Raw genomic sequence first — 21456 nt, forward strand, 5'->3', positions numbered from 1 at the left:
GCGCGCCGCCCGCCCAGGTTGTCTACGATGAATGGTCGTGACCGCCGCCGTGAACCCCGTCCCGACCATCCCGGGACCGCGGCCGCGCCCCTCGAAGCTGCCGGCCCCGACCGACCGGCGCTGGCTGATCAAGACCGCGATCTCGCAGCGGCCCTGGTCCTTCCTGTCCGCGGCCCTGATGTCCGTGGTCTTCGTCTGCAACGGGCTGACCCCCGTCATCCTCGGCCGCGCCGTCGACGCCGCCGTGGCCACCGGCTCCACCCGGGCGCTTGTGACCTGGCTGGGCGTGCTCGCCGGCGTCTTCGCCCTCAACGCCGCCGCCGGCTACGTCGGCCGCTGGCTGTTGACCTACTCGCGCATGCTCGTCGGCCACGACCTGCGCATGGCCGTCACCGACCGCATCATGGACCCGCGCGGGGTCGGCGGGCGCAGGCGAACCCCCGGTGCGCTGCTCTCGGTGGCCTCCACCGACACCCAGCGCGTGGCCGACGTGGTGATGATGACCGTCTTCCCGGTCGCCGAGGTCGTCTCCGTGCTCTACGTCGCCGTGGCCATGGCGGTGATCTCCCCGCCGCTGGGCCTGGCGATCCTCGTCGGCGGCCCGCTGATCGTCGCCGTCTCGCTGCGCGCCGCCCGCCCGCTCAAGCGTCGCTCGCGTGAGCGCCAGCGCGCTCTGGCCGAGGCCGCGGGGCTGGCCGCCGACGTCGTCGAAGGCCTGCGCACGCTCAAGGGCCTGGGCGCGGTGCACGTCGTGGACAGCCGCTACGCCGGCGCCTCCGCCGAGGCCTACCGGGCGACCGTCGCCGCCGACGCGGCACGGGCCGGGCTCAACGTGCGCACCGAGGTCGTCGGCTCCTGCTACGTCATCGGCGTGGCCCTGGCCGCCGGGTGGCTCGGCGCCACCGGCCGGCTGAGTGTCGGCGAGCTGATCACCCTGATCGGCCTGACCCAGTTCATCATCCACCCGATGACCATGCTGGGGCGCAACCTCGCCTCCCACTGGGCCACCGCGCAGGCCTCCGCCCAGCGCATCGTCGAGGTGCTCACTGCCCCGCCCGCCCACGGCGAGCGGCGCACGGACCCCGTGCGCCTGCCGGAAGGGCTGACCGTCGTGCGCAGCGCCCCCGCGGCCGAGACCTTGGCGACGCTGCCCGCCGACGTCGTCGTCGCCCCGCACGACGCCCGCCTCTTCGAGGGCACCGTCGGCGAGAACGTCCACCCCGACCCGGAGCGTGCCGCCGCCGCACTCGAGGCCGCCTGCGCGACCGACATCCCCGGCGGGGCCGACCGCGAGGTCGGCGAGGGCGGGCGTGCCCTGTCCGGCGGGCAGCGCCAGCGTGTCGCACTCGCGCGCGCCCTGGCCACGGGGGCGGACCAGCTGATCCTGCAGGACCCGACCACGGCCGTGGACTCGGTGACCGAACAGCTCATCGTCGCCGCCGTCGCCCGCGCCCGGGCCGGCCGCCACACCGTCGTGGTCACCGACTCGCCGGCCTGGCGTGCCGTGGCCGACCGCACGGTCGAGGAGATCGAGCTGTGAGAGCGCCGGAGAGCACGGGCGCGCGCTTCCCGCTGGCCACCTGGGCCCAGGTGCGCGCCGAGGTCGTCGCCCGCCTGCGCGACCTCCCCGGCGCGCGCCGACGGGGGCTCATCGCCGTGCTGCTGCTCGCCGCCGGCGCCGGGGCCAACGTCATGGTCCCGCGGCTGCTCGGGGTGGTCGTCGACATCGTCACCGCCGGCGACGGCGCCGGCGGGCTCGTGCGCGTCGCGCTCTGGCTCGCCGTGGCCGCCGTGGTGGCCGCCGTGCTGCAGGCCGGCGGGTTCTTCCTGGTCTCCCGCGAGGTCGAGCGCGTCATCGCCGCGCTGCGCGGGCGCATGGTCGGCACCGCGCTCGGCCTGCCCGTCCACGAGGTCGAGGCCGCCGGCTCCGGCGACCTGGTCAGCCGCTCGACCGACGACGTCGCCGAGCTCTCCGCCGCCGTCAGCGAGACGGTGCCCATCCTCTCGCGCTCGGTGTTCATGATCGCCGCGACCGTCGTCGCTCTGGCCGGCCTGGACTGGCAGTTCCTGCTGGTGCCCCTGGTCGCGCTGCCGTTCTACTGGATCGCCGGGAAGCGTTACCTGGCCCGCGCCCCGCGCCGCTACGCCGAGGAGCGCGCGAGCATGGCCGAGCGCGCCCGCCGCGTGCTCGAGGCCATCCACGGCCGCGAGACCGTGCGCGCCTACGGCACCGAGGACCGCGTCCACGGGCGCATCGGGAAGGCCAGCGCCCGCGTCGTCGAGACCGGCCTGAGCGCGCGCACCACCATGCTCACCCTGCAGACCTGGGTGACCTTCTGTGAGTTCCTGCTGCTGGCCACCGCCCTGACCGTCGGCTTCCACCTCGCGCGCACGGACGTGCTCAGCGTCGGGGCCGTCACCGCCGCGGTGCTGATGCTGGTGCGCCTGCGCGGCCCGCTGCTGATGTTCATGCGCGTGCTCGACACCGTCCAGTCGGCCTACGCGTCGCTGGCGCGCATCGTCGGCGTCGTCGTCGAGGCCCCCGAGCCCGTCGCCGACTCCTGCGCTCCCGTGCGCGGCGGCACCGCCCGCCTCGAGGACGTCACCTTCACCTACCCGGGCACCGACGGGCCCGCTGTGCGCGACGTCTCGCTGGAGCTCGCGGCGGGGGAGGCGCTCGCCGTCGTCGGCGCCTCCGGGGCCGGCAAGACCACCGTGGCCGCCTTGCTGGCGGGCCTGCGCGTGCCGGACTCGGGCCGCGCGCTCATCGACGGCGTCGACGTCGCCGGCCTCTCCGATGCCGAGCGCGTGCGCCGCCTGGCGCTGATCAGCCAGGACGTCCACGTCTTCTCCGGCACCCTGCGCGACGACCTCACCCTGGCCCGCCCCGACGCCGCCGACGGCGCCCTCGAGGACGTGCTGGCCCGCGTCGGCGCGCGCTGGTACCGCGACCTGCCCGACGGCCTGGACACCGAGGTCGGCGCCCGCGGCGAGCAGCTCGACCCGGTGGCCGCCCAGCAACTGGCCCTGGCCCGCGTGCTCCTGCTCGACCCCGAGATCGTCGTCATGGACGAGGCCACCGCCGAGGCCGGCTCCGCCGGTGCGGAGGCACTCGAGGCCGCGGCCGCCGAGGTCACCCGCGGGCGCTCGGCGGTGGTCATCGCCCACCGCCTCGACCAGGCCGCCCGCGCCGACCGCGTGCTCGTCATGGACGATGGGCGCGTCGTCGAGTCCGGCCCGCACGCCGAGCTCGTCGCCGCCGGCGGCGCCTACGCGCGCCTCTGGGACGCCTGGAGCCGGGGCCGGACATGAGGGTCATCCGCGGCATCGACCGCACGCTCGCGGTGCGCGTCGCGCTGGCCGGGCTGGCCACGGGTGCACTGCTCACGGGCGTGCTGAGCGCGGCGTCGGAAAGCGACCACGACGACGCGCGGCAACCGCAACCGACGCACCAGGGCCAGCCGCCCGAACACGCCCGCGACTACGCGCACGGTGACCCGGACGCCTTCATCCGCGACGACGCCGTCCCGCTGACCGGTCCCGCCCCGGGCGCCACCGAGCGCGTGGAGCTTTCCGCCGCCGGCTGGGACCGCAGCGCGCTGGTCCACGTGCCGGACACCCCGGCGCCGGCGGAAGGCCTCCCGGTCGTCTTCGTCTTCCACGGCCTCGGCGAGGACGCCGAGACGGCCCGGCGCTACACCGGCTTCGACGGCACGGGCGCGATCGTCGTCTACGGCACGGGCCTGCCGTCCTCGCAGGGCCGGCCCTCCTGGCAGGGCGCGCCCTACTCGCCGGCCGGGGCCACCGACGCCGACGTCGCCTACGTGCGCCAGCTGCTCTCGCGGCTCGCGGCGACCTACCCGGTCGACCGGGACCGCGTCTACGCCGCCGGCTTCTCCAACGGCGGCGGCTTCACGGCGCTTCTGGCCTGCCGCGCCCCGGAGGTCTTCGGGCGCGTGGCCGTGGTCTCGGGCGCCTACTACGACGGCGTCTTCACCGACTGCGCCGAGCGCCCCGTCGGCCTGCTCGACATCCACGGCACCGCCGACGAGACGATCGGCTACGGCGGGGGAGAGCGCCACGGCGCGCACTACCGCTCCCCGGCCGAGGTCGTCGCCGAGCGGGCGCGCATCAACGGCTGCGGCGGCCGGCCGCGCGAGGAGGAGGCCGCCCCGGGCGTCGTGTGGTCCCACCACCCGGAGTGCCCGGTGCCGGCCGAGCTCTACCGCGTCGAGGGCGGCCGCCACGCCTGGACGGGCTCTCCCGCGGACACCGGCTCGCCCGCCCCGGCCGGCTTCGCCTCCTACACGGTCCTCGAGTTCTTCGGGCTGGCCGCCAGCCACTCGGCCAGCGAGCCGTCGTAGACCGCGACGTCGTCACGCCCCAGCTGCGCCAGGCGCAGCGCGTCCATCGCGGCGGTGATCCCGCCGTGGCAGTAGGTGATCGTGCGCTTCCCCGGATCCAGCGCGCCGCAGGCCTCGGCCTCCTCGCGCGGGTAGCCGCTCATCGCCGGGAGGTTCACCGCGCCCGGGATGTGCCCGGTCCCGGCGTACTCCTGGGGGCTCAGCGCGTCGACGAGCACCACCCGGTCGTCGTCGGCGGCCGCGTCGACCTCGGGGGTCGAGGCGATCAGCTCCGGGCGACGCCGCGCGGTGAACTCGGCGGGCGCGCGGTTCTCGAAGCCGGCGGCGATCAGCCCGCCGGTCTGCTTCCAGGCGGGCAGCCCGCCGTCGAGGACGGCCACCGCGTCGTGGCCCTCGAGGCGCAGGTTCCACCACAGGCGCGCGGCCCACAACGTCGGGCCCTGGTCGTAGACGACGACGGTGTCGCCGTCGCCGATCCCCAGCGTGCCGGCCTGCACGGCGAAGTCGGCGCTGTCGAGCGCCATGAACGGCAGGTCGGTGTCGGTGCGCGAGAAGGCGCCGGCCAGGTCGGCGTGCACGGCGCCGGGGATGTGGCCCGACTCGTAGACCTTGCGGCCGGTCGGGGTGCCCCCGGGCACGGTGGTCACGTCGACGACCACCACGTCGTCGAGATGGGCGGAAAGCCACCCGGCGGCCACGACGGGCCCGGGGAGTTCGACGGTGTGCTGTGCGTTCTGCTGCTCGTTGTCGGTCATGGCAGAAGTCTACCGGCCCCACGGCACGCGAAAAGCGGGCCGACGCTCTCGCGCCGACCCGCCGGTTGGTCGGACTGACAGGATTTGAACCTGCGACCCCTACACCCCCAGTGTAGTGCGCTACCAAACTGCGCCACAGTCCGCCGCCGCGAACCCGGTCACCCGGCGTTCGCAACTGCCCCAGAATACAACACGACCCCGCACAAATGAAAACGGCTGGTGGCGAGGCGAAGTGCGGGGTGAAACCGCGGTGCGGTTAGGCTGGGCGGGAAGACGGGTCCACGACCGGGAGGTTCCACGGTGGCAGCATTCGACTGGTTCTGGCGCGCCATGGGCGCGAGTGGCAGCCGCGACCGCAAGCGCGGCCAGGTGACCGCCGGCAAGGCCGGGGAGCGCGCCCGGGAGATCGAGACGCTTGACGACGCCGCGGTGGTCGCCGCCGCGCGCGACTCGTTGCGCGAGCGCGGCGGGGAGACCGTCGTGGCCGACGAGCCGACGTTTTTGGCCGCGCTCGGCGTGGCCGCCGGGCGCACCGTGGGGCTGCGCCCGTTCCCGGTGCAGGCTCAGGCGGTGCTGCGCCTGGTCGCCGGCGACGTCATCCAGATGGCCACCGGCGAGGGCAAGACGCTCGTCGGTGCGATGGCCGCCACCGGCTTCGCCCTGACCGGCAAGCGCGTGCACGTCATCACCGTCAACGACTACCTGGCCGGCCGCGACGCGGAGTGGATGCGCCCGCTCGTCGAGTTCTTCGGGCTGACCGTCGGCTCGGTGGGGGAGGACTCCACCCCCGCCGAGCGCCGCGCGGCCTACGCCTGCGACATCGTCTACGGCCCGGTCAACGAGATCGGCTTCGACCTGCTGCGCGACCGCCAGGTCACCGACCGCGCCGAGGAGGTCCAGGCCGCCCCCGACGTCGCCCTCGTCGACGAGGCCGACTCCGTGCTCGTCGACGAGGCCCTGGTCCCGCTCGTGCTCGCGGGTGCGGCCCCGGGGACCGCCCCGGCCGGCCGGATCACCGAGGTGGTCCGCCGCCTGCGCGCCGAGCGCGACTACACCGTCGACGCCGACGGGCGCACCGCCTTCCTCACCGATGAAGGCGCCGGGCGCGTCGAGCGTGCCCTCGGCATCGACTCGCTCTACGACGACGAGCACGTGGGCACCACCTTGGTGCAGGTCAACCTGGCCCTGCACGCCGAGGCGCTGCTGCACCGCGACGTCGACTACATCGTGCGCGACGGCAAGATCCGCCTCGTCGACGCCTCCCGCGGCCGCGTGGCGGACCTGCAGCGCTGGCCCGACGGCATCCAGGCCGCCGTGGAGGCCAAGGAGGGCCTCGACGTCACCGAGGGCGGCCGGATCCTGGACACGATGACCATCCAGGCGCTCATGGGCCGCTACCCGATGGTCTGCGGCATGACCGGCACCGCCGTGGAGGCCACCGACCAGCTGCGCCAGTTCTACGGGCTGGGCGTCTCGGTCATCCCGCGCAACCGGGAGCTGACCCGCTTCGACGAGGCCGACCGCATCTATGCCACGGCCGCGGAGAAGAACCGCGCCATCGTCGAGGAGATCGCCCTGCTGCACGCGGAGGGCCGCCCGGTGCTCGTGGGCACCCACGACGTCGCCGAGTCCGAGCAGCTCGCCGAGGTGCTGCGCGAGCGCGGCGTCGACGTCAACGTGCTCAACGCCAAGAACGACGCCGAGGAGGCCGGCATCATCGCCGAGGCCGGCGACCTGGGCCGGGTGACCGTCTCCACCCAGATGGCCGGCCGTGGCACGGACATTCGCCTCGGCGGCGCCGACGAGACGGACCACGACGCCGTGGTCGCCCGCGGCGGCCTGGCCGTTTTGGGCACCTCCCGGCACAAGACCGCCCGCCTGGACAACCAGCTGCGCGGCCGCGCCGGCCGCCAGGGCGACCCGGGCCTGACGCTCTTCTTCGTCGCCCTCGACGATGACGTGGTCGCCGCGAGCGGCGCCGACGAGAAGGTCGTGGCCCACCCGGCCGCGGACGGCCGGATCGAGGAGAAGCGCATCCAGGAGTTCGTGGACCACTGCCAGCGCGTCACGGAGGGCCAGCTGCTCGAGATCCACGCGCAGACCTGGCGCTACAACAAGCTGCTGACCGACCAGCGCGAGATCATCGACGGCCGCCGCGACCGCCTGCTCGACACCGACCAGGCCTGGCGGGAGCTCTCCGAGCGCGCCCCCGAGCGCGCCGCGGAGCTCTCTGAGCTGGACGAGGCGACGCTGGTGGCCGCCGCCCGGGAGATCATGCTCTACCACCTCGACGACGCCTGGGCCGAGCACCTGGCGCTCATGGACGACGTACGCGAGTCGATCCACCTGCGCGCGATCGCCCGCGAGACGCCCCTGGACGAGTACCACCGCATCGCGGTGCGTGAGTTCAAGGACCTGGCCCAGCGCGCTGTCGACGAGGCGGTGGCGACCTTCCGCGAGGTCACCATCGACGCCGAGGGCGCGCACCTGGCCGACGGCGGCCTCGTCCGGCCGTCGGCGACGTGGACGTATATGGTCTCTGATAACCCGTTGTCCTCGCACGGCTCGGTGATCAGCTCGATCGGCAACATCTTCCGCTGATCAGGTTTATTGCGCCGCGCTGAGCTGGGCGGACGGCGGGGAATGCCCCCCAGGGCGGCCCACACCGCCTCCGGTGAGTGCGACAGACCGCTATCATGTAGTCAGTATTTCTTCGTCGATGTGGAGGTTTGAGAGACATGAGCGAGAACTCCGGCAACACGGGGTCCCTGGACCCGCAGGTGGAGACCACGTCGGTCTTCCGTGCGGACCTGCTCAAGGAGATGGAGTCGTCGGCCGGTTCCGACGCCTCCGCCACGAGCGCGGACAACCTTCCCGCCGGCGCCGGGCTCCTCGTGGTCAAGCGTGGCCCGAACGCGGGCGCCCGGTTCCTTCTCGACCAGGAGACCACCAGCGCCGGCCGCCACCCGGAGTCGGACATCTTCCTCGACGACGTGACCGTCTCGCGTCGCCACGCGGAGTTCCGTCGCACCGAGGACGGCGGCTACGAGGTCGTCGACGTGGGAAGCCTCAACGGCACCTACGTCAACCGCGAGCCGCGCAACTCCCAGGTGCTCGCCACCGGCGACGAGATCCAGATCGGCAAGTTCCGTCTGGTCTTCCTCGCCTCGCCGAACAACTGACGGCGCCGCGGCGCTTGAGCGCGCCGCACCCGCCGGGCCGCCCCGTGGGCGGTCCGGGCCCCTGGAAACCCCCGAGTTAGAGATGTGACCGACGAAGTGAGTGCAGCACCCAAGTCCGCCGCAGTGCGCAAGAAGACCACCGGTACCGGCTCGTCGAAGACGATGTCGATCGGCGTGGTGCTGGAGAAGCTGCGCGCCGAGTTCCCGGACGTGACGGTCTCCAAGATCCGGTTCCTCGAGTCTGAGGGCCTGGTCACCCCGCAGCGCACCGCCTCGGGCTACCGGCGCTTCACCGCCGAGGACGTGCAGCGCCTGCGCTACATCCTGGTCACCCAGCGCGACAACTACCTGCCGCTGAAGGTCATCCGCGAGCAGTTGGAGGCCATGGACTCCGGTCAGGTCACCGCGATCCTGACGGCGGGGGAGACGGCCACCATCGTCGACCCGGAGAGCTTCCGGGCCCCGGTGGCCACCCGGCTGACCGACTCGGACGTCGCCGAGCAGGCCGGCGTCGCGGAGGAGACCGTCGCCGCGCTGATCGACGCGGGCCTGATCACCCCGGACGCCGCCGGCTTCTTCACCGCCGACGACGTCTCCGTGGTCACCACCGCCGACGCCCTGCACGGCTTCGGCATCGACGTGCGCCACCTGCGCAGCGTGCGCAACCAGGCCCGCCGCCAGGCCGACCTGATCGTGCGCGCCGCCGGCCCGCTGGCCAACAGCTCCTCGGCCGGTGCGCGCCAGCGCGCGGAGGAGACCGCGCAGCAGCTCAGCGCCCTGCTGATCTCGCTCGACGCGGCGCTGATCAAGAACGCGCTGCGCGAAGAGCTCTGAGCGGCATGGCCGACGACCTGCGCGACATCACCTTCGAGGGCGTCTTCTCCGTGGGGCCCGAGGGCTTCTGCTGCGCCGTGCTGCGCGACCCGGAGACCAACCGGATCATGCCGGTGTGGATCTCCACCGTCGCCGCCGCTGCCCTCGAGGCCCGCGCGGCCGGCTACTCGCCGCGCCGCCCCGGCACCCACGAGCTGCTCGCCGACGCCCTGGCCGAGCCCGGCCCCGGGGTCACCGACATCGTGGTCAACGCCGCCAGCGAGGGCGTGTTCATGGCGACGATCGTGCTCAACGGCGGTGAGCGTCTCGACGCCCGCGCCTCCGACGCCCTGGTGCTCTCCCTGCTGGTGGACGCCCGGCTGACCGCCGAGGCCGAGGTGCTCGACCAGTACGCCTTCTTCCTGCCGCCCGAGCAGGCCCGCGAGTACTTCCACACGGACTTCGGCCCCGAGGCCGCCGGCGACGAGGAGGTCAGCCCCGACTCCGCCTCCGGCGACGCGCAGGCCGACGCCGACTTCGCCGAGATGATGCGCGAGCTCGGCGTCGACGAGTCCGAGTTCGGCGCGGCCGGCCCCGACACGGGCGCCGGCCCTGACTCCGCCGACGACTGCGACTCCGACGACTGAGCGGCCTCGGCCGGGTCGGTCCCGGGGTTCACCGCGGGGGAGTGAAAAACTTTCATCCCCGGCGCTCTCAATGTGGCACACATCACGTAAACGCGGTTAAAGCTGTTACTGCTGTTAAACGTGATGACAACCGTGGCATTCCGGTCTAAGCTTCAAGTAAAGGTTGAAGGTTTGGGCGTGTCGCCACGTCCGCGCTTGACGGCCCTCTAATCTTGGCCTTGAATGAAAGAGCACGGACACGCGCCGTCAATCGAACGCCATGGGAGTAATTACGTGACCACCAACGAGCACCCCGTCCAGGAGTCGCTGTTCGACGTCGGAACGAGCGACGAGGTCGGCTACCGGGTGCCGATCGCCTGCCAGGTCGCCGGCATCACCTACCGCCAGCTGGACTACTGGGCACGCACCGACCTGGTCAAGCCGTCGATCCGCGGGGCCCGCGGCTCCGGATCGCAGCGCCTGTACTCCTTCCGCGACATCCTCGTCCTCAAGATCGTCAAGCGGCTGCTCGACACCGGGATATCGCTGCAGAACATCCGCCTGGCCGTGGCCAGCCTGCGCGACCGCGGCGTCGACGACATCGCCGAGATCACCCTGGTCTCCGACGGCACCACCGTCTACGAGTGCCGCTCGGCCGACGAGGTCGTCGACCTCCTCGGCGGCGGCCAGGGCGTGTTCGGCATCGCCGTGCCCGGCATCGTCCGCGAGCTCAGCGGCACCATCCAGGCGTTCCCCTCCGAGCGCGTGGCCGACGACGAGGCCACCGTCATCGGCGTCGACGAGCTCGCCGCCCGCCGGCGCGCCCGCCAGAGCTCCTAGCTCTCCACTCCCGCGAGGCGGGCGACCGCCTCATCGAGAGCCCTGCCACCGTCAGCCTTGGCGGTGGCTTTCGCGTTCTCGGACAGGACCTTGTCGGTCTCGCCGTCGCCGACGTGCACGACAGCGAGTTCGACGTTCTCGCCCAGCGCGTCCTTCAGCGCGGAGCGGAAGGACTCGTCGTCCATGTCGCCGGGCGCGGTGCCCGTGGTGACCACGACGAGGCCCACGGGCTTTCCGGTCTGCGCGGCCTGCGACTGCACGCTGCCCAGTGCCGCGAGCACGGAGGTGCGCGTCATCGGCACGCCGCCGGTGCCCAGCGCGTCGACCACGCCCTCGACCTGGGAGCCGTCGCCGAAGCCCAGGTTGGTGCGGTAGGGGACGGTCACCCCGGGGTTCAGCGGCGAGGAGTAGTTCCACAGCGCCACCGCGTGCCCGTCGGAGGCGAGCTCCGCGGCGGGCTTGCCCACCGCCGCGCCCAGGTGGTCGGCCTGCGGCTCCATGGCCGCGGAGGTGTCCACGAGGAAGAGCGTGTCGTGCGCGGCGCCGTCAGCCGACTCCGAGGCCCGTTCACCGCCGGCAACTGCGCCATTACCCGCCGCCGCGTAGAGCGCGTCGTCCGGGCGCTCGGTCTCAGCTTCGGCACCCTCCTGCTTACCGGCGAACTCGGTGAAGTCGGCCGCCGCGCGGGTGACCTCCTCGTCCGCCTCGGCGCCGGCGGCGTCGAGCGGGATGGCCGCAAGACTCAGCTCTGCGCCCACGATCGGCGTGAACGTCGTGCCCTCCGGCGCGGTGGCCTCGGTCGCGACGACCGGGCGGGAGCCGTCGGCATCCGCGAGCTTCTCGCCGCGGTCGCGCGTGAGCAGCTCGGCGGCGTTGTCGCCGGCCAGCTTCGCCGCCGCGGTGACGGCGATGTCGGTCTGGTCCCCGGCGGGGTAGACCACCTGGTCGGCGGCCGTGTCCTTGGGATCCGCGGCCTCGCGGGCGGCCAGGCCCACGGCCTTCGTGCCCGCCGGCTGCGGCGAGGCGGTGCCGCGCGAGCGGTCGGCGACCTTGAGCGCGGCGTCCGCGGCCGGCGAGTCCACGCCCACGAACACCGCGGCGTCGGCCACCGGGGCCGTCTCGGGCACGATGCAGTGGTCGCGCACCACCGGCGCGGAGTCGCGGTAGGCGTTCATCAGCTCCTCGGCGGCGCCGGGGAAGGCCTCGGCGACCGGCAGCGTCAGCTCGCCCTCGATGCAGTCACCCTCGGCCTCGCTGCGCGCGTCGCGTTCGCTGTCGCGCAGCGCGAACCACGCGACGAGCGCGGCGATCAGCGCGATGACGAGGATCACCGCGACGATCAGCCAGCCCGCGACCTTGGGGGAGTCCGTGTCCGTCCTGTGCCGGCCTGCCACTGTTGGGTTTCCTTCCGTCAACTTTCCCGTGTGGTGGGCCAGTCTATCGCGCCCCGGCCGCGTCCAGGACCGCGACAAGCCGGGAGCGCAGCGCACGGCCGGCCTCGGCCAGCTCCCGCTGGCGGGCGACGTACTCGGCCTTGCCCTCGGTGGTCTCCACGGCCACCACGCCGAAGCCGAGGCCGCGGCAGTCGTACGGGCTGGCCTCCATGTCCAGCACGCGCGCCTTCCACGCCAGGGCCAACGTGTCCAGCCACAGCTCGCCGGGCACCAGCGGGCCCATCTTCCAGGCCCACTTGTAGAGGTCCATCGTCGCGTGCAGGCAGCCGCACTGCTCGCGCTCGGGCTGGTCCGCCCGGGTCAGCGGCGTGATGTTCAGCGGTCGGGCCGGCTCGGTGAAGAAGCGGAAGGCGTCGAAGTGGGTGCAGCGCAGCTGGTGCGACTCGACCACCTCGTTCGTGCCCCGCGCTCCCAGGCGCAGCGGCAGGTCGTGGCGGGGCCGGTCGGTGCGGTAGACCATCGCCCACTCGTGCAGCCCGAAGCAGTCGAAGTGCGCCGGTCGCGCCGCCGTGGCCTCCAGCAGCCGCCGGATGTGCGAGAGTGCGCGCCCGTGACGGGCGAGGAACCCGCCCACGTCGGCCGCCACGCTGCCGTCGTCAAGCTCCGTGTAGTCGCGCCAGCCGCGCTGCGGGGCGTCCCCGGCCAACGCGACGCCGACACCCGGGTGCCACCGGTGCAGGTGGGAGGGGCGCACGGGGTAGTAGTCGAAGAGGAAGTCGAAGACCGGGTGCTTCTCGCCGCGGGCGCGCCGCGCCAGGTGGTCGCGGGTGAACTCCTCGGCGCGCGCGTCGTGGGCCGCCGCGCGCTCGCGCCAGGTCGACTCGTCGAGGACGAGCACGGCTCAGGCCTCCTCGTGGGTCCAGTCGGAGACGGTGCCGACGTACTCCTCGATGAGGTCCTCGAGGGTGACCACGCCGGTCAGCCGCCCCAGCTTGCGCACCTGGGCCATGTGGGCGTTGCGCACGTGCAGGGTGTGCAGCGCCTCGTCGAGCGGCTGGTCGGCGTCGACTGTGATAAGGGTGCGCAGGCGGTCGTGCGGGATGGTCTCGGAGGGGTCGCCGTCGGTCAGCCGGTCCAGGACGTCCTTGACGTGGACGTAGCCGAGGAAGGAGCCGTCGCGGCCGGTGACCGGGAAGCGGGAGAAGCCGGTCTCGACCAGCAGGTCCTCGAGCTCGCCCAAGGTGGGACCGTCGGCGCCGAAGTCGAGGGTGCGCACCTTCTCCAGCGGGATGACGACCTCGCCGAGGCTGCGGTTCTCCGTGCGCAGCGCCTTGTTCAGGCGCGCGTGCTCCTCGGCGTCGAGGTAGCCCTCGGCGCGCGACTCCGCGAGCATCGTGGCCAGCTGCTCCTGGTCGACGGTCGAGTTGAGCTCGTCCTTCTGCTCGATGCCCACCGCGTGCAGGGTGACGCGGGCCAGCCAGTTGAGGAACTCGATGAACGGGCGGGTGATCTTGACCCAGCCGATGATCGCCGGGGCCAGCCATATGGCCAGGCGCTCCGGGCCGGCGATGGCGATGTTCTTGGGCACCATCTCGCCGAAGAGGATGTGCAGGAAGGTGATCACGGCCAGGGCGACGGCGAAGGAGATCGGGTGCAGCACGCCCTCGGGAAGGCCCAGCGCCAAAAAGGGTTCTTCGATGAAGTGGGCGACGGCGGGCTCGGCGACCTTGCCGAGCACCAGCGAGCAGATCGTGATGCCGAACTGGGAGCCGGCCAGCATGATGGAGAGGTGCTCGGTGGCGTGCAGGACCTTCTTGGCCGCGGGCTTGCCCTGGGCGATCAGGGACTCGATGCGGTCGCGGCGCGAGGAGATCAGGCAGAACTCGCTGGCGACGAAGAACGCGTTGGCCAAAAGCAGGCCCGCGATCATGGCGACGGTGGTGACGATGTTCACAGGTACTCCTCCGCTTCCTCGTCGGAGACCGGCGTGAGCACGGCGCGGTCGATGCGGCGGGCGTCCATCGCGGAGACGCGCGCGAGCCAGCGCCCGCCGGCGTCCGGGTGCATCTCGTCGAGCAGGTGGCGCGGGCCCGGGGGCAGCACCACCACGTCGCCGACGGCGGGGATGCGGCCCATGGCGGCCATGATCAGCCCGCCGAGGGTCTCGTAGGGGCCGTCCTCGGGGGCGGGGTAGCCGACCTCCTCCTCGAGGTCCTCGGCGCGTACCAGCCCGGAGACCTCCCAGCTGGTGCCGAACTGCTGGATCTCGCGCTCGGCGGCGGCGTCGTCGTGCTCGTCGTAGACCTCGCCGAGGATCTCCTCGACGACGTCCTCGATGGTGATGATGCCGGAGGTGCCGCCGTACTCGTCGGCGACGAGCACCATCTGCGAGCCCGCCGAGCGCACGGCCTTGAGCACCGCGTCGCCGTCGAGCGACTCGGGCACCGTGGGGATCTTGCGTGCGAGCGGGCCCACGGGCGTGGACGCGCGCTTGTCGCGCGGGACGTCGAAGGCGTCCTTGACGTGCACCACGCCGATCGTCTCGTCCAGGTCGCCGACGACGACGGGGAAGCGCGAGTGCCCGGAGGTCCGGGCCAGCTCCACCAGGTCGGCCACCGTGTCGTCGTCGCGCAGCAGGTCGACGGTCGAGCGCGGGGTCATCAGCTCGTCGGCGGCGGTCTCGCCGAACTCCAGCGAGTTCTCGAGCACCTCCGCCATCGTCTCGTCGAGGCCCTCCTCGCCGACGGAGTGGCGCACCAGGGCGGAGAGCTCCTCGGGGGAGCGGGCGCTGGCCAGCTCGTCGGCCGGCTCGATGCCCAGGCGGCGGACCACCCAGTTGGCCGAGACGTTGAGCCAGTTGATGAACCACTTGAACACGACGTTGAACGCGTTGACCGGGTGCACCACGAAGCGGGCGACCGGCAGCGGCGAGGTGATCGCCCAGTTCTTGGGCACCAGCTCGCCGAAGACCATGGACAGCACGGTCGCGACGACCAGCGCGAGGATCAACGCCACGACCGACGAGGAGCTCTCCGAGAGCCCCACCAGCTCGAGCAGCGGGGTGAAGAACTTCGCCAGGATCGGCTCCGCGAGGAAGCCCGTGGCCAGGGTGGTCACGGTGATGCCGAGCTGGGCGCCGGAGAGGACGAACGAGAGGTTCTCGAAGTCCCGTTTGACGGCCTTGGCCGACGTGTCACCGGTGTGCCGGACGTGGTTGTCCACCGTCGAGCGCTCCAGCCCGGTCAGCGCGAACTCGATCGCGACGAACAGGCCGGTGCTCGCGGTCAGGGCGACGAAGCCCAGCAGGGCGAGGATGCTGATCAGTATGTCCATGGTGCGCGGCCGTCAGGGCCTAGGAACCACCTTGTCTCTTCCTTCGATTTCCGACGTCCCGCCGACCGCGCCCGCCGTGCTGGTTGCGCGGGTTTCGACGCCCGCGGTGGTTGCGGCGGGCGCCCCCCTTGCCGCCGCCGTGGGCGCCGTGGGCGCCCCGGGCGTGCGTGTCGCGGGCCGGCGGCTGCTGCCCGAACGGGGGCAGGGCCGGGCCGGACGGTTGACGTGCACCCGTGATTCTAACCAGCTCGGGGGAGTCGGGGGTGACCGCCACGTCGCTGGCCGCCACCCCGGCCTTGCGCAGCAGACCGGCGACCTCGTCGCGCTGGTCGGGGGTGACCAGGGTGACCACCGTGCCGCCGGTGCCGGCGCGCGCGGTGCGCCCGGCGCGGTGCAGGTAGGCCTTGTGCTCGGCCGGCGGGTCGACGTGGACGACCAGGGAGACGTCCTTGACGTCGATGCCGCGGGCGGCGATGTCGGTGGCCACGAGGACGGGCACCGAGCCGTCGGCGAAGCCGGCCAGCGCGCGGGTGCGGGTGGACTGCGCCTTGTCGCCGTGCAGCCCGGCGGCGTTGACGCCGGCCTTGCGCAGACGCTTGACGTGGCGGTCCACCCCGCGGCGGGTACGGGCGAACATGATGGTCCGGCCCGCGCGCGCGGCGATGCGCACGGCCACGGCGTTGCGCTCCTGGGGGCCCTCGACGAGCAGGCGGTAGTGGACCATGGTGTCCACGGCGGCCTCGGCCGGGGCGGTGGAGTGGGTGACCGGGTCGGTCAGGTAGCCGCGCACCAGCGAGTCGACCTGCCCGTCGAGGGTGGCCGAGAAGAGCAGGCGCTGCCCGTCGGACGGCGTGCGGTCGAGCAGGCGGCGGACCTGGGGTAGAAAGCCCATGTCGGACATCTGGTCGGCCTCGTCGACGGCGGTGACCTCGACGTGGTCGAGGTGCAGCGCGCCCTGGTCGATGAGGTCCTGGGCGCGCCCCGGGGTGGCCACCAGCAGGTCGACGGGGGCGGCCAGCGCGGTGATGTGTCGCTTGACGGGCACGCCGCCGACGACCTCGAGGACGCGCAGGCCCAGCGCGGCGGCGGGGCCGGTGAGGCGCTCGTGGGTCTGGGCGGCCAGCTCGCGCGTCGGCGCGAGGATGAGGCCGCGGGGGTGGCCGGGGCGTGAGGGCGCGCCCCCGAGACGGGCGAGCATCGGCAGACCGAAGGTGAAGGTCTTGCCGGAGCCCGTGGGGCCGCGGCCGAGCACGTCGCGCCCGGCGAGTGCGTCGGGGATCGCGGCGGACTGGATGGGGAAGGGCTCGGTGATGCCCTGTCGGCCCAGTTCCCGCACCACGGGTGCGGGCAGGCCGAGATCGGAGAATGAGGTCACCGCGGAGAGTCTAGCGCTCCCCGCGGTGCGGCCCGAGGGCGGTCCCTCGGGCTCGCAGGCTCAGGCCGGCTCAGGCCTCGACCTCGCTGCGGTCGCCGGACCACAGCGTGTGGAAGGTGCCCTCCTTGTCGACGCGCTTGTAGGTGTGGGCGCCGAAGAAGTCGCGCTGGCCCTGGATGACGGCCGCGGGCAGCCGCTCGGCGCGCAGCGAGTCGTAGTAGGACAGCGAGGAGGTGAACACCGGGGCGGGCAGGCCCAGGCGGGTGGCGTAGACGACGACGTCGCGCCAGGCGTCGACCAGGTCGGTCAGCTCGCTGTTGAAGTACGGGTCGAGCAGCAGGCTGGTCAGCTCCGGGTTGTTGTCGTAGGCCTCCTTGATGCGCTCGAGGAAGACCGCGCGGATGATGCAGCCGGCGCGCCAGATCATGGCCATGTCGCCGGGGTTGACGCCCCAGCCGTACTCGGCGGAGCCGGCCTTGATCTCGTCGAAGCCCTGCGCGTAGGCGACCAGCTTGGAGGCGTAGAGGGCCTTGCGGACCTTCTCGACGAACTCGTCGCGGTCGACGCCCAGGTCCTCGAAGGTCTTCAGGGTGCCGGCGGGCAGGTTGCCCTGGGCGGCGGCGCGCTGGTCCAGCGAGGAGGACAGGGCGCGGGCGAAGACGGCCTCGCCGATGCCGGTGGTCGGGATGCCCAGGTCCAGGGCCTCCTTGACGGTCCAGCGGCCGGTGCCCTTCTGGCCGGCGGCGTCGAGGATGACGTCGACGAGCGGCTTGCCGGTCTCGGCGTCGACCTGGCGGAGCACCTCGGCGGTGATCTCGATGAGGTAGGAGCCGAGCTTGCCGGAGTTCCACTCGGTGAAGATGTCGGCGATCTCGGCCGGCTCCAGGCCCGCGCCGAAGCGCAGCAGCTGGTAGGCCTCGCCGATGACCTGCATGTCGGCGTACTCGATGCCGTTGTGGACCATCTTGACGAAGTGCCCGGCGCCGTCGGGACCGACGTGGGTCACGCACGGGGTGCCGTCCTCGGCGCGCGCGGCGATGGACTCGAGCAGCGGCCCGAGGGACTCCCAGGACTCCCTGGGCCCACCCGGCATGATCGACGGGCCGTTGAGCGCGCCCTCCTCGCCGCCGGAGATGCCGGCGCCGACGAAGTGGCGGTTGCGGGCGGCCATCTCGCGCTCGCGGCGGATGGTGTCGGTGAACAGGGCGTTGCCGCCGTCGATGATGACGTCGCCGTCCTCCATGGCGTCGGCCAGCTGGCCGATGACCGCGTCGGTGGCCTTGCCTGCCTGGACCATGATGATCGCGCGGCGCGGCTTCTCCAGCGAGGCGACGAACTTCTCGATCGTCTCGGACGGCACGAACTCGCCCTCGTCACCGTGCTCGGCGATGAACTTCTCGGTCTTGGCCGTGGTGCGGTTGAACACGGCGACGGTGTGCCCGTGGTAGGCGAAGTTGCGGGCGAGGTTGGAGCCCATGACTGCCAGGCCGACGACACCGATTTGGGCGGTGCCCTCGGCGGCCTGCGGGAAGGTCTCTTCTGCGTTGGTCATGGCCCCGACAATACCGGCGCGCCTGCGTGGCGGTCGCGCGGTTGCCAGGAGTTGCGGGGTGTGGTGCGCGCCTTTCCGCGGCGGGTGTGGTTGAGTGGTTTCCCATGAGAATCATCGAGCTCTTCCAGAAGGCGCACGACACGGCGCTCACCGAGACCGAGATCGGCGAGGTCAACGACTACCTCCACGGTCTCGAGCGGACCCTGGGCATCCGCTATGAGGCCATCGGCCCGGACCGCGTGGTCGCCGCCCTCGAGGTCACCGACGCCCACCGCCAGCCGGTGGGCCTGGTCCACGGCGGCGTCTACGCCAGCCTCGTCGAGTCCGCCGGCTCCACGGCGGCCTTCGTCTTCACCGGGAAGCTCGTCGTCGGCGTGCACAACTCGACCGATTTCATCAGCGCGGTGAAGAACGGCGTGATCCGCGCCGAGGTCACCCCGGTCCAGCAGGGCTCCCGCACCCAGCTGTGGGACGTCGCCTGCACCGAGGGCGACCGGCTCGTCGCCCGCGGCACGCTGCGCACGATGGTGCAGCACTAGTCTCCCCCCCCCCGGGGCCCACCTCAGCCGCGCTCAGCAGCGCCGCGTGTAGGCGCGCAGGCCGCGCCCGCGCAGGCGCTCCAGGTAGCCCAGCCCCAGTCCCGTCGCCGGGGTGAGCACACCGCCCTCGCCGGGGTTCTCCCGCAGGTGCAGCGCCGCCTCGGCGAGCATCGTGACGGTCACCTCGTAGCCCGGGTCGCCCTCGGCGGCCACCGTGGTCTGGTAGACCGCCCCCGAGGCCGTGCGCCCCGAGTGCACCACGGCGAAGCCGCCGGCCACCCGCTCCCCGGCGTCCGGGCCCTCGCCCGGGCCGGGCAGCACCCGGTCGAGCAGGGGAGCGGCGCTCTCGCTGGCCGCCAGCGCGAAGGCCGCCCCGGTCACCGCGCGCAGCGCCTCGGCGAGCACGCGGCCGCGCCGCCCGCGCCCGGTCAGGATGTACTCGTGGTAGTCGAGTGCGGCGCCGTAGGCGTGGCCCAGCAGCGCGTTCGAGCGGTGCACCACCCGGGTGTTGTAGGAGGCCATGAAGAACGGCCCCGCCCACGCCCGCGCCAGCCCGGGCACGCCCTTCGCACCCAGGTCGGCCACGCGGGAGTCGTCGTCAAGCCCCGGCACCTCGGCCTCCGCCTCAGGGTCCGGGCACAGCCCGTGGGCGTCGCCGACGACGCGTGCGACCCGCGCGTCGTCGCGGGCGGCATTGACGACGCCGCGCATGGAGGCCAGGGTGCCTCCCGACAGCCCGCCGCGCAGGTCGTGGACGACCATGACGGCCTCCTCGAAGGGGCCGTCCGCCGCGTGGTGGTTCGCGAGCATGCCCAGGTCGCTGGGCACCGAGTCGAAGCCGCAGGAGTGCACGACGCGCGCCCCGCTCGCGGCGGCCCCGACGTGGTGGGCGTCGATCATCCGGCGCACGAAGGGGGACTCGCCGCACAGGTCCACATAGTCGCGGCCGGCGGCCGCGCAGGCGGCCACCAGGTCGGCGCCGAAGCGCAGGTAGGGCCCGACCGTGCTGATGACCACGCCGGTTCCGGCCACCATGCGGTCGAGCGCGGCGCGGTCGAAGGCGTCGGCCACGGCGATCTCCGCCTCGACGCCCAGCTCGGCGGCGACGGCCTCGAGGCGGGCCCGGTCGCGGCCGGCCAGCGTCAGGGAGACGTCGGGGTGGTTCTCGGTCAGGTACGCGGCGACCAGCCGGCCGACGAAGCCGGTGGCGCCGTAGACGGTCACGTCGCTCATGCCCGCACCCTATCGGCCCGGCGCCCGGCGCGCGGGACTTTCGGATGCGCGCGTTCTGTTGCGGGTGCTTTTCCGAAAGGTTACGCTCGGAATCGGAACCAAGTGAAACCGACAAACGGAAGCATGCGGAGGAGCGCGATGCAGGCGACGAAGAGGATCACGGCCCTGGCCGACTACCGGATCGAGGGCACCGGCGAGCCCGCCCTCGTCCTCGACGGAGCCGCCGGCCCGCCCGGGCGCCGCAGCGTCATCCTCGAGCCCGGGCCTGCGCCGAGGCTGCGCTCGAGGTGCGCGACGAGCTGGTCGCCTTCGGCGTGCTGCCCGCCGTGCGCGTCGACGTGGTCGGGGACCGCGAGGCCCTGCGCCTGGCCGGGATGGTGCCCGAGCGCGTCCGCGTGCTCACCGTCCGCCTGCCCGCGCCCGAGGGACCCTGGACCTCGCCCGTAGGAGACCCGCGCCGGGCGCTCGCCGCCCTCTGGGCGGCCGTGCGCGCCGGCCGGGCGCCGACGGACGCGCTGGACACCGCCGACGGTGACGTCGTCCGCCGCCTGACGGGGCGCGACGTCGGCAAGCGGCTGTGCGCCGCCGCACGGGTGCCCGCACGCGTCGAGGGCACGGGCGTGGCCGCCGACACCGTGCGCCGCTGGCTTCCGAATGTGATCGAGTAGTGTCGGCGACCGTGACCGAGAACCGCCCCGAATTCGCCGAAGAACGCCGCCGCCGCATCGCCGAGCTCGTGCGCCGCCGCGGCAGCGTGCGCATCGTCGACCTCGTCGATCCCATGGGGGTCTCGGAGCCGACGCTGCGCAAGGACCTCAGCTACCTCGAGGAGCGCAAGGTGCTCAAGCGCACCCACGGCGGCGCCATCGCCGTCGAGCCGCGCCCCGACCGCGGCCCCGGCGACCGTGGGACCGTCAACGTCGAGGCGAAGCGCGCCATCGCCAAGGCCTGCGCGGCGCTGGTGGGCGAGGGCCAGTCCGTCTACGTCGACGCCGGCACCACCACGACGATGGTCGCCGAGGAGCTGCCGGACACCTACCTCAACGTGGTGACCAACTCCGTGCCCGTGGTGCAGATCCTCGGCCCGCGCGGCCAGATCCGGCACACGCTGCTCGGCGGGCGCTACCACAGCGTCGGCGAGTCCGTGGTCGGGCCGATCGCGCTGGAGAACCTCGAGCGCTTCACCGTGGACGTCGCCTTCGTCGGGATCTCCGGGATCACCGCCGAGGGCATCACCGTCAGCGACGTCAACGAGGGCGAGCTGAAGAAGCAGGTCATAGGCTCGGCGCGGCGCGTCGTCGTCGCCTGCGACTCGAGCAAGGTCGGCCAGGTGGACTTCTCGTTCCTGGTCCCGCTCGGTGTGGTCGACGACATCGTCACCGAGGCCGCCGACCCCGAGCTCGTCTCCTGGTGCGAGGGCGCGGGCGTGCGCCTGCACGTCGCCGGGTAG

At 73.0% G+C, this 21456-nt stretch carries 19 protein-coding genes and 1 tRNA gene; 11 read left to right on the forward strand and 9 right to left on the reverse strand.

The window, feature by feature from the left end; translation table 11 throughout:
• Positions 1-37 precede the first annotated feature (37 nt).
• The 3 genes from QQA02_RS10245 to QQA02_RS10255 are packed head-to-tail and all read left to right on the forward strand — an operon-like array spanning position 38 to position 4364.
• Positions 38-1540, forward strand: coding sequence for an ABC transporter transmembrane domain-containing protein (locus QQA02_RS10245; RefSeq protein WP_284864220.1), 1503 nt, complete (start codon positions 38-40; stop codon positions 1538-1540).
• Positions 1537-3312, forward strand: coding sequence for an ABC transporter ATP-binding protein (locus QQA02_RS10250; protein ID WP_284864221.1), 1776 nt, complete (start codon positions 1537-1539; stop codon positions 3310-3312). The genes QQA02_RS10245 and QQA02_RS10250 overlap by 4 nt, the downstream gene beginning before the upstream one ends.
• Complete coding sequence (locus QQA02_RS10255; RefSeq protein WP_284864222.1) at positions 3309-4364, forward strand: CE1 family esterase; 1056 nt, start codon at positions 3309-3311, stop codon at positions 4362-4364. Before QQA02_RS10250 ends, QQA02_RS10255 begins: the two co-directional genes overlap by 4 nt.
• Here QQA02_RS10255 and QQA02_RS10260 read toward each other — a convergent pair.
• Together QQA02_RS10260 and QQA02_RS10265 are read right to left on the reverse strand one after the other, a co-directional pair.
• Entirely contained in the window at positions 4304-5119 is an 816-nt protein-coding gene (locus tag QQA02_RS10260) for a sulfurtransferase (RefSeq protein ID WP_284864223.1), read from the reverse strand. The two genes, QQA02_RS10255 and QQA02_RS10260, sit on opposite strands and share 61 nt — an antisense overlap.
• Before the next feature lie 66 nt (positions 5120-5185).
• A tRNA-Pro gene (locus QQA02_RS10265) sits at positions 5186-5262 on the reverse strand.
• Positions 5263-5419: 157 nt separating this feature from the next.
• Here QQA02_RS10265 and secA2 point away from each other — a divergent pair.
• From secA2 to QQA02_RS10290, 5 genes are all read left to right on the forward strand, one after another.
• Entirely contained in the window at positions 5420-7720 is a 2301-nt protein-coding gene (gene secA2 / locus QQA02_RS10270; protein WP_284864224.1) for an accessory Sec system translocase SecA2, read from the forward strand.
• A gap of 137 nt (positions 7721-7857) precedes the next feature.
• Positions 7858-8301, forward strand: a complete 444-nt coding sequence (gene odhI, locus QQA02_RS10275; protein WP_284775482.1) for an oxoglutarate dehydrogenase inhibitor Odhl — start codon at positions 7858-7860, stop codon at positions 8299-8301.
• A gap of 96 nt (positions 8302-8397) precedes the next feature.
• Positions 8398-9135: a transcriptional regulator FtsR gene (ftsR, locus tag QQA02_RS10280; protein ID WP_284864225.1), complete on the forward strand. Its 738-nt coding sequence runs from the start codon at positions 8398-8400 to the stop codon at positions 9133-9135.
• Positions 9136-9140: 5 nt separating this feature from the next.
• Positions 9141-9761: a bifunctional nuclease family protein gene (locus QQA02_RS10285; RefSeq protein ID WP_284864226.1), complete on the forward strand. Its 621-nt coding sequence runs from the start codon at positions 9141-9143 to the stop codon at positions 9759-9761.
• Between the two features lie 273 nt (positions 9762-10034).
• Positions 10035-10580 carry a MerR family transcriptional regulator gene (locus tag QQA02_RS10290; RefSeq protein WP_284775477.1) on the forward strand — a complete coding sequence of 182 codons (546 nt, stop codon included), beginning with the start codon at positions 10035-10037 and terminating at the stop codon, positions 10578-10580.
• On the opposite strand, the gene QQA02_RS10295 is transcribed toward QQA02_RS10290, so the two are convergent.
• The 6 genes from QQA02_RS10295 to gnd form a co-directional block, all read right to left on the reverse strand.
• Positions 10577-11974 carry a vWA domain-containing protein gene (locus QQA02_RS10295; protein WP_284864227.1) on the reverse strand — a complete coding sequence of 466 codons (1398 nt, stop codon included), beginning with the start codon at positions 11972-11974 and terminating at the stop codon, positions 10577-10579. The two genes, QQA02_RS10290 and QQA02_RS10295, sit on opposite strands and share 4 nt — an antisense overlap.
• A gap of 43 nt (positions 11975-12017) precedes the next feature.
• Entirely contained in the window at positions 12018-12872 is an 855-nt protein-coding gene (locus tag QQA02_RS10300; protein ID WP_284864228.1) for a 3-methyladenine DNA glycosylase, read from the reverse strand.
• A gap of 3 nt (positions 12873-12875) precedes the next feature.
• Positions 12876-13904, reverse strand: coding sequence for a hemolysin family protein (locus QQA02_RS10305; protein WP_502870991.1), 1029 nt, complete (start codon positions 13902-13904; stop codon positions 12876-12878).
• Positions 13905-13924: 20 nt separating this feature from the next.
• On the reverse strand, positions 13925-15307 hold the full coding sequence (locus QQA02_RS10310; protein WP_284864230.1) for a hemolysin family protein: 1383 nt from the start codon (positions 15305-15307) through the stop codon (positions 13925-13927).
• A gap of 19 nt (positions 15308-15326) precedes the next feature.
• Entirely contained in the window at positions 15327-16682 is a 1356-nt protein-coding gene (locus QQA02_RS10315) for a DEAD/DEAH box helicase (protein ID WP_284864231.1), read from the reverse strand.
• Between the two features lie 70 nt (positions 16683-16752).
• Positions 16753-18234: an NADP-dependent phosphogluconate dehydrogenase gene (gene gnd / locus QQA02_RS10320; RefSeq protein WP_284775466.1), complete on the reverse strand. Its 1482-nt coding sequence runs from the start codon at positions 18232-18234 to the stop codon at positions 16753-16755.
• A 104-nt stretch (positions 18235-18338) separates the two neighbouring features.
• Between gnd and QQA02_RS10325 the strand changes: the two genes are divergently transcribed.
• Complete coding sequence (locus QQA02_RS10325; RefSeq protein ID WP_284864232.1) at positions 18339-18773, forward strand: PaaI family thioesterase; 435 nt, start codon at positions 18339-18341, stop codon at positions 18771-18773.
• A 33-nt stretch (positions 18774-18806) separates the two neighbouring features.
• On the opposite strand, the gene QQA02_RS10330 is transcribed toward QQA02_RS10325, so the two are convergent.
• Positions 18807-20006, reverse strand: coding sequence for a saccharopine dehydrogenase family protein (locus QQA02_RS10330; protein ID WP_284775462.1), 1200 nt, complete (start codon positions 20004-20006; stop codon positions 18807-18809).
• A gap of 287 nt (positions 20007-20293) precedes the next feature.
• Here QQA02_RS10330 and QQA02_RS10335 point away from each other — a divergent pair, with 287 nt between their 5' ends.
• Together QQA02_RS10335 and QQA02_RS10340 are read left to right on the forward strand one after the other, a co-directional pair.
• Positions 20294-20674, forward strand: a complete 381-nt coding sequence (locus QQA02_RS10335; protein ID WP_284864233.1) for a hypothetical protein — start codon at positions 20294-20296, stop codon at positions 20672-20674.
• 11 nt (positions 20675-20685) lie between these two features.
• Complete coding sequence (locus QQA02_RS10340; protein WP_284864234.1) at positions 20686-21456, forward strand: DeoR/GlpR family DNA-binding transcription regulator; 771 nt, start codon at positions 20686-20688, stop codon at positions 21454-21456.

The sequence above is a fragment of the Corynebacterium sp. MSK006 genome, assembly GCF_030232385.1.
GTDB lineage: Bacteria > Actinomycetota > Actinomycetes > Mycobacteriales > Mycobacteriaceae > Corynebacterium > Corynebacterium frankenforstense_A.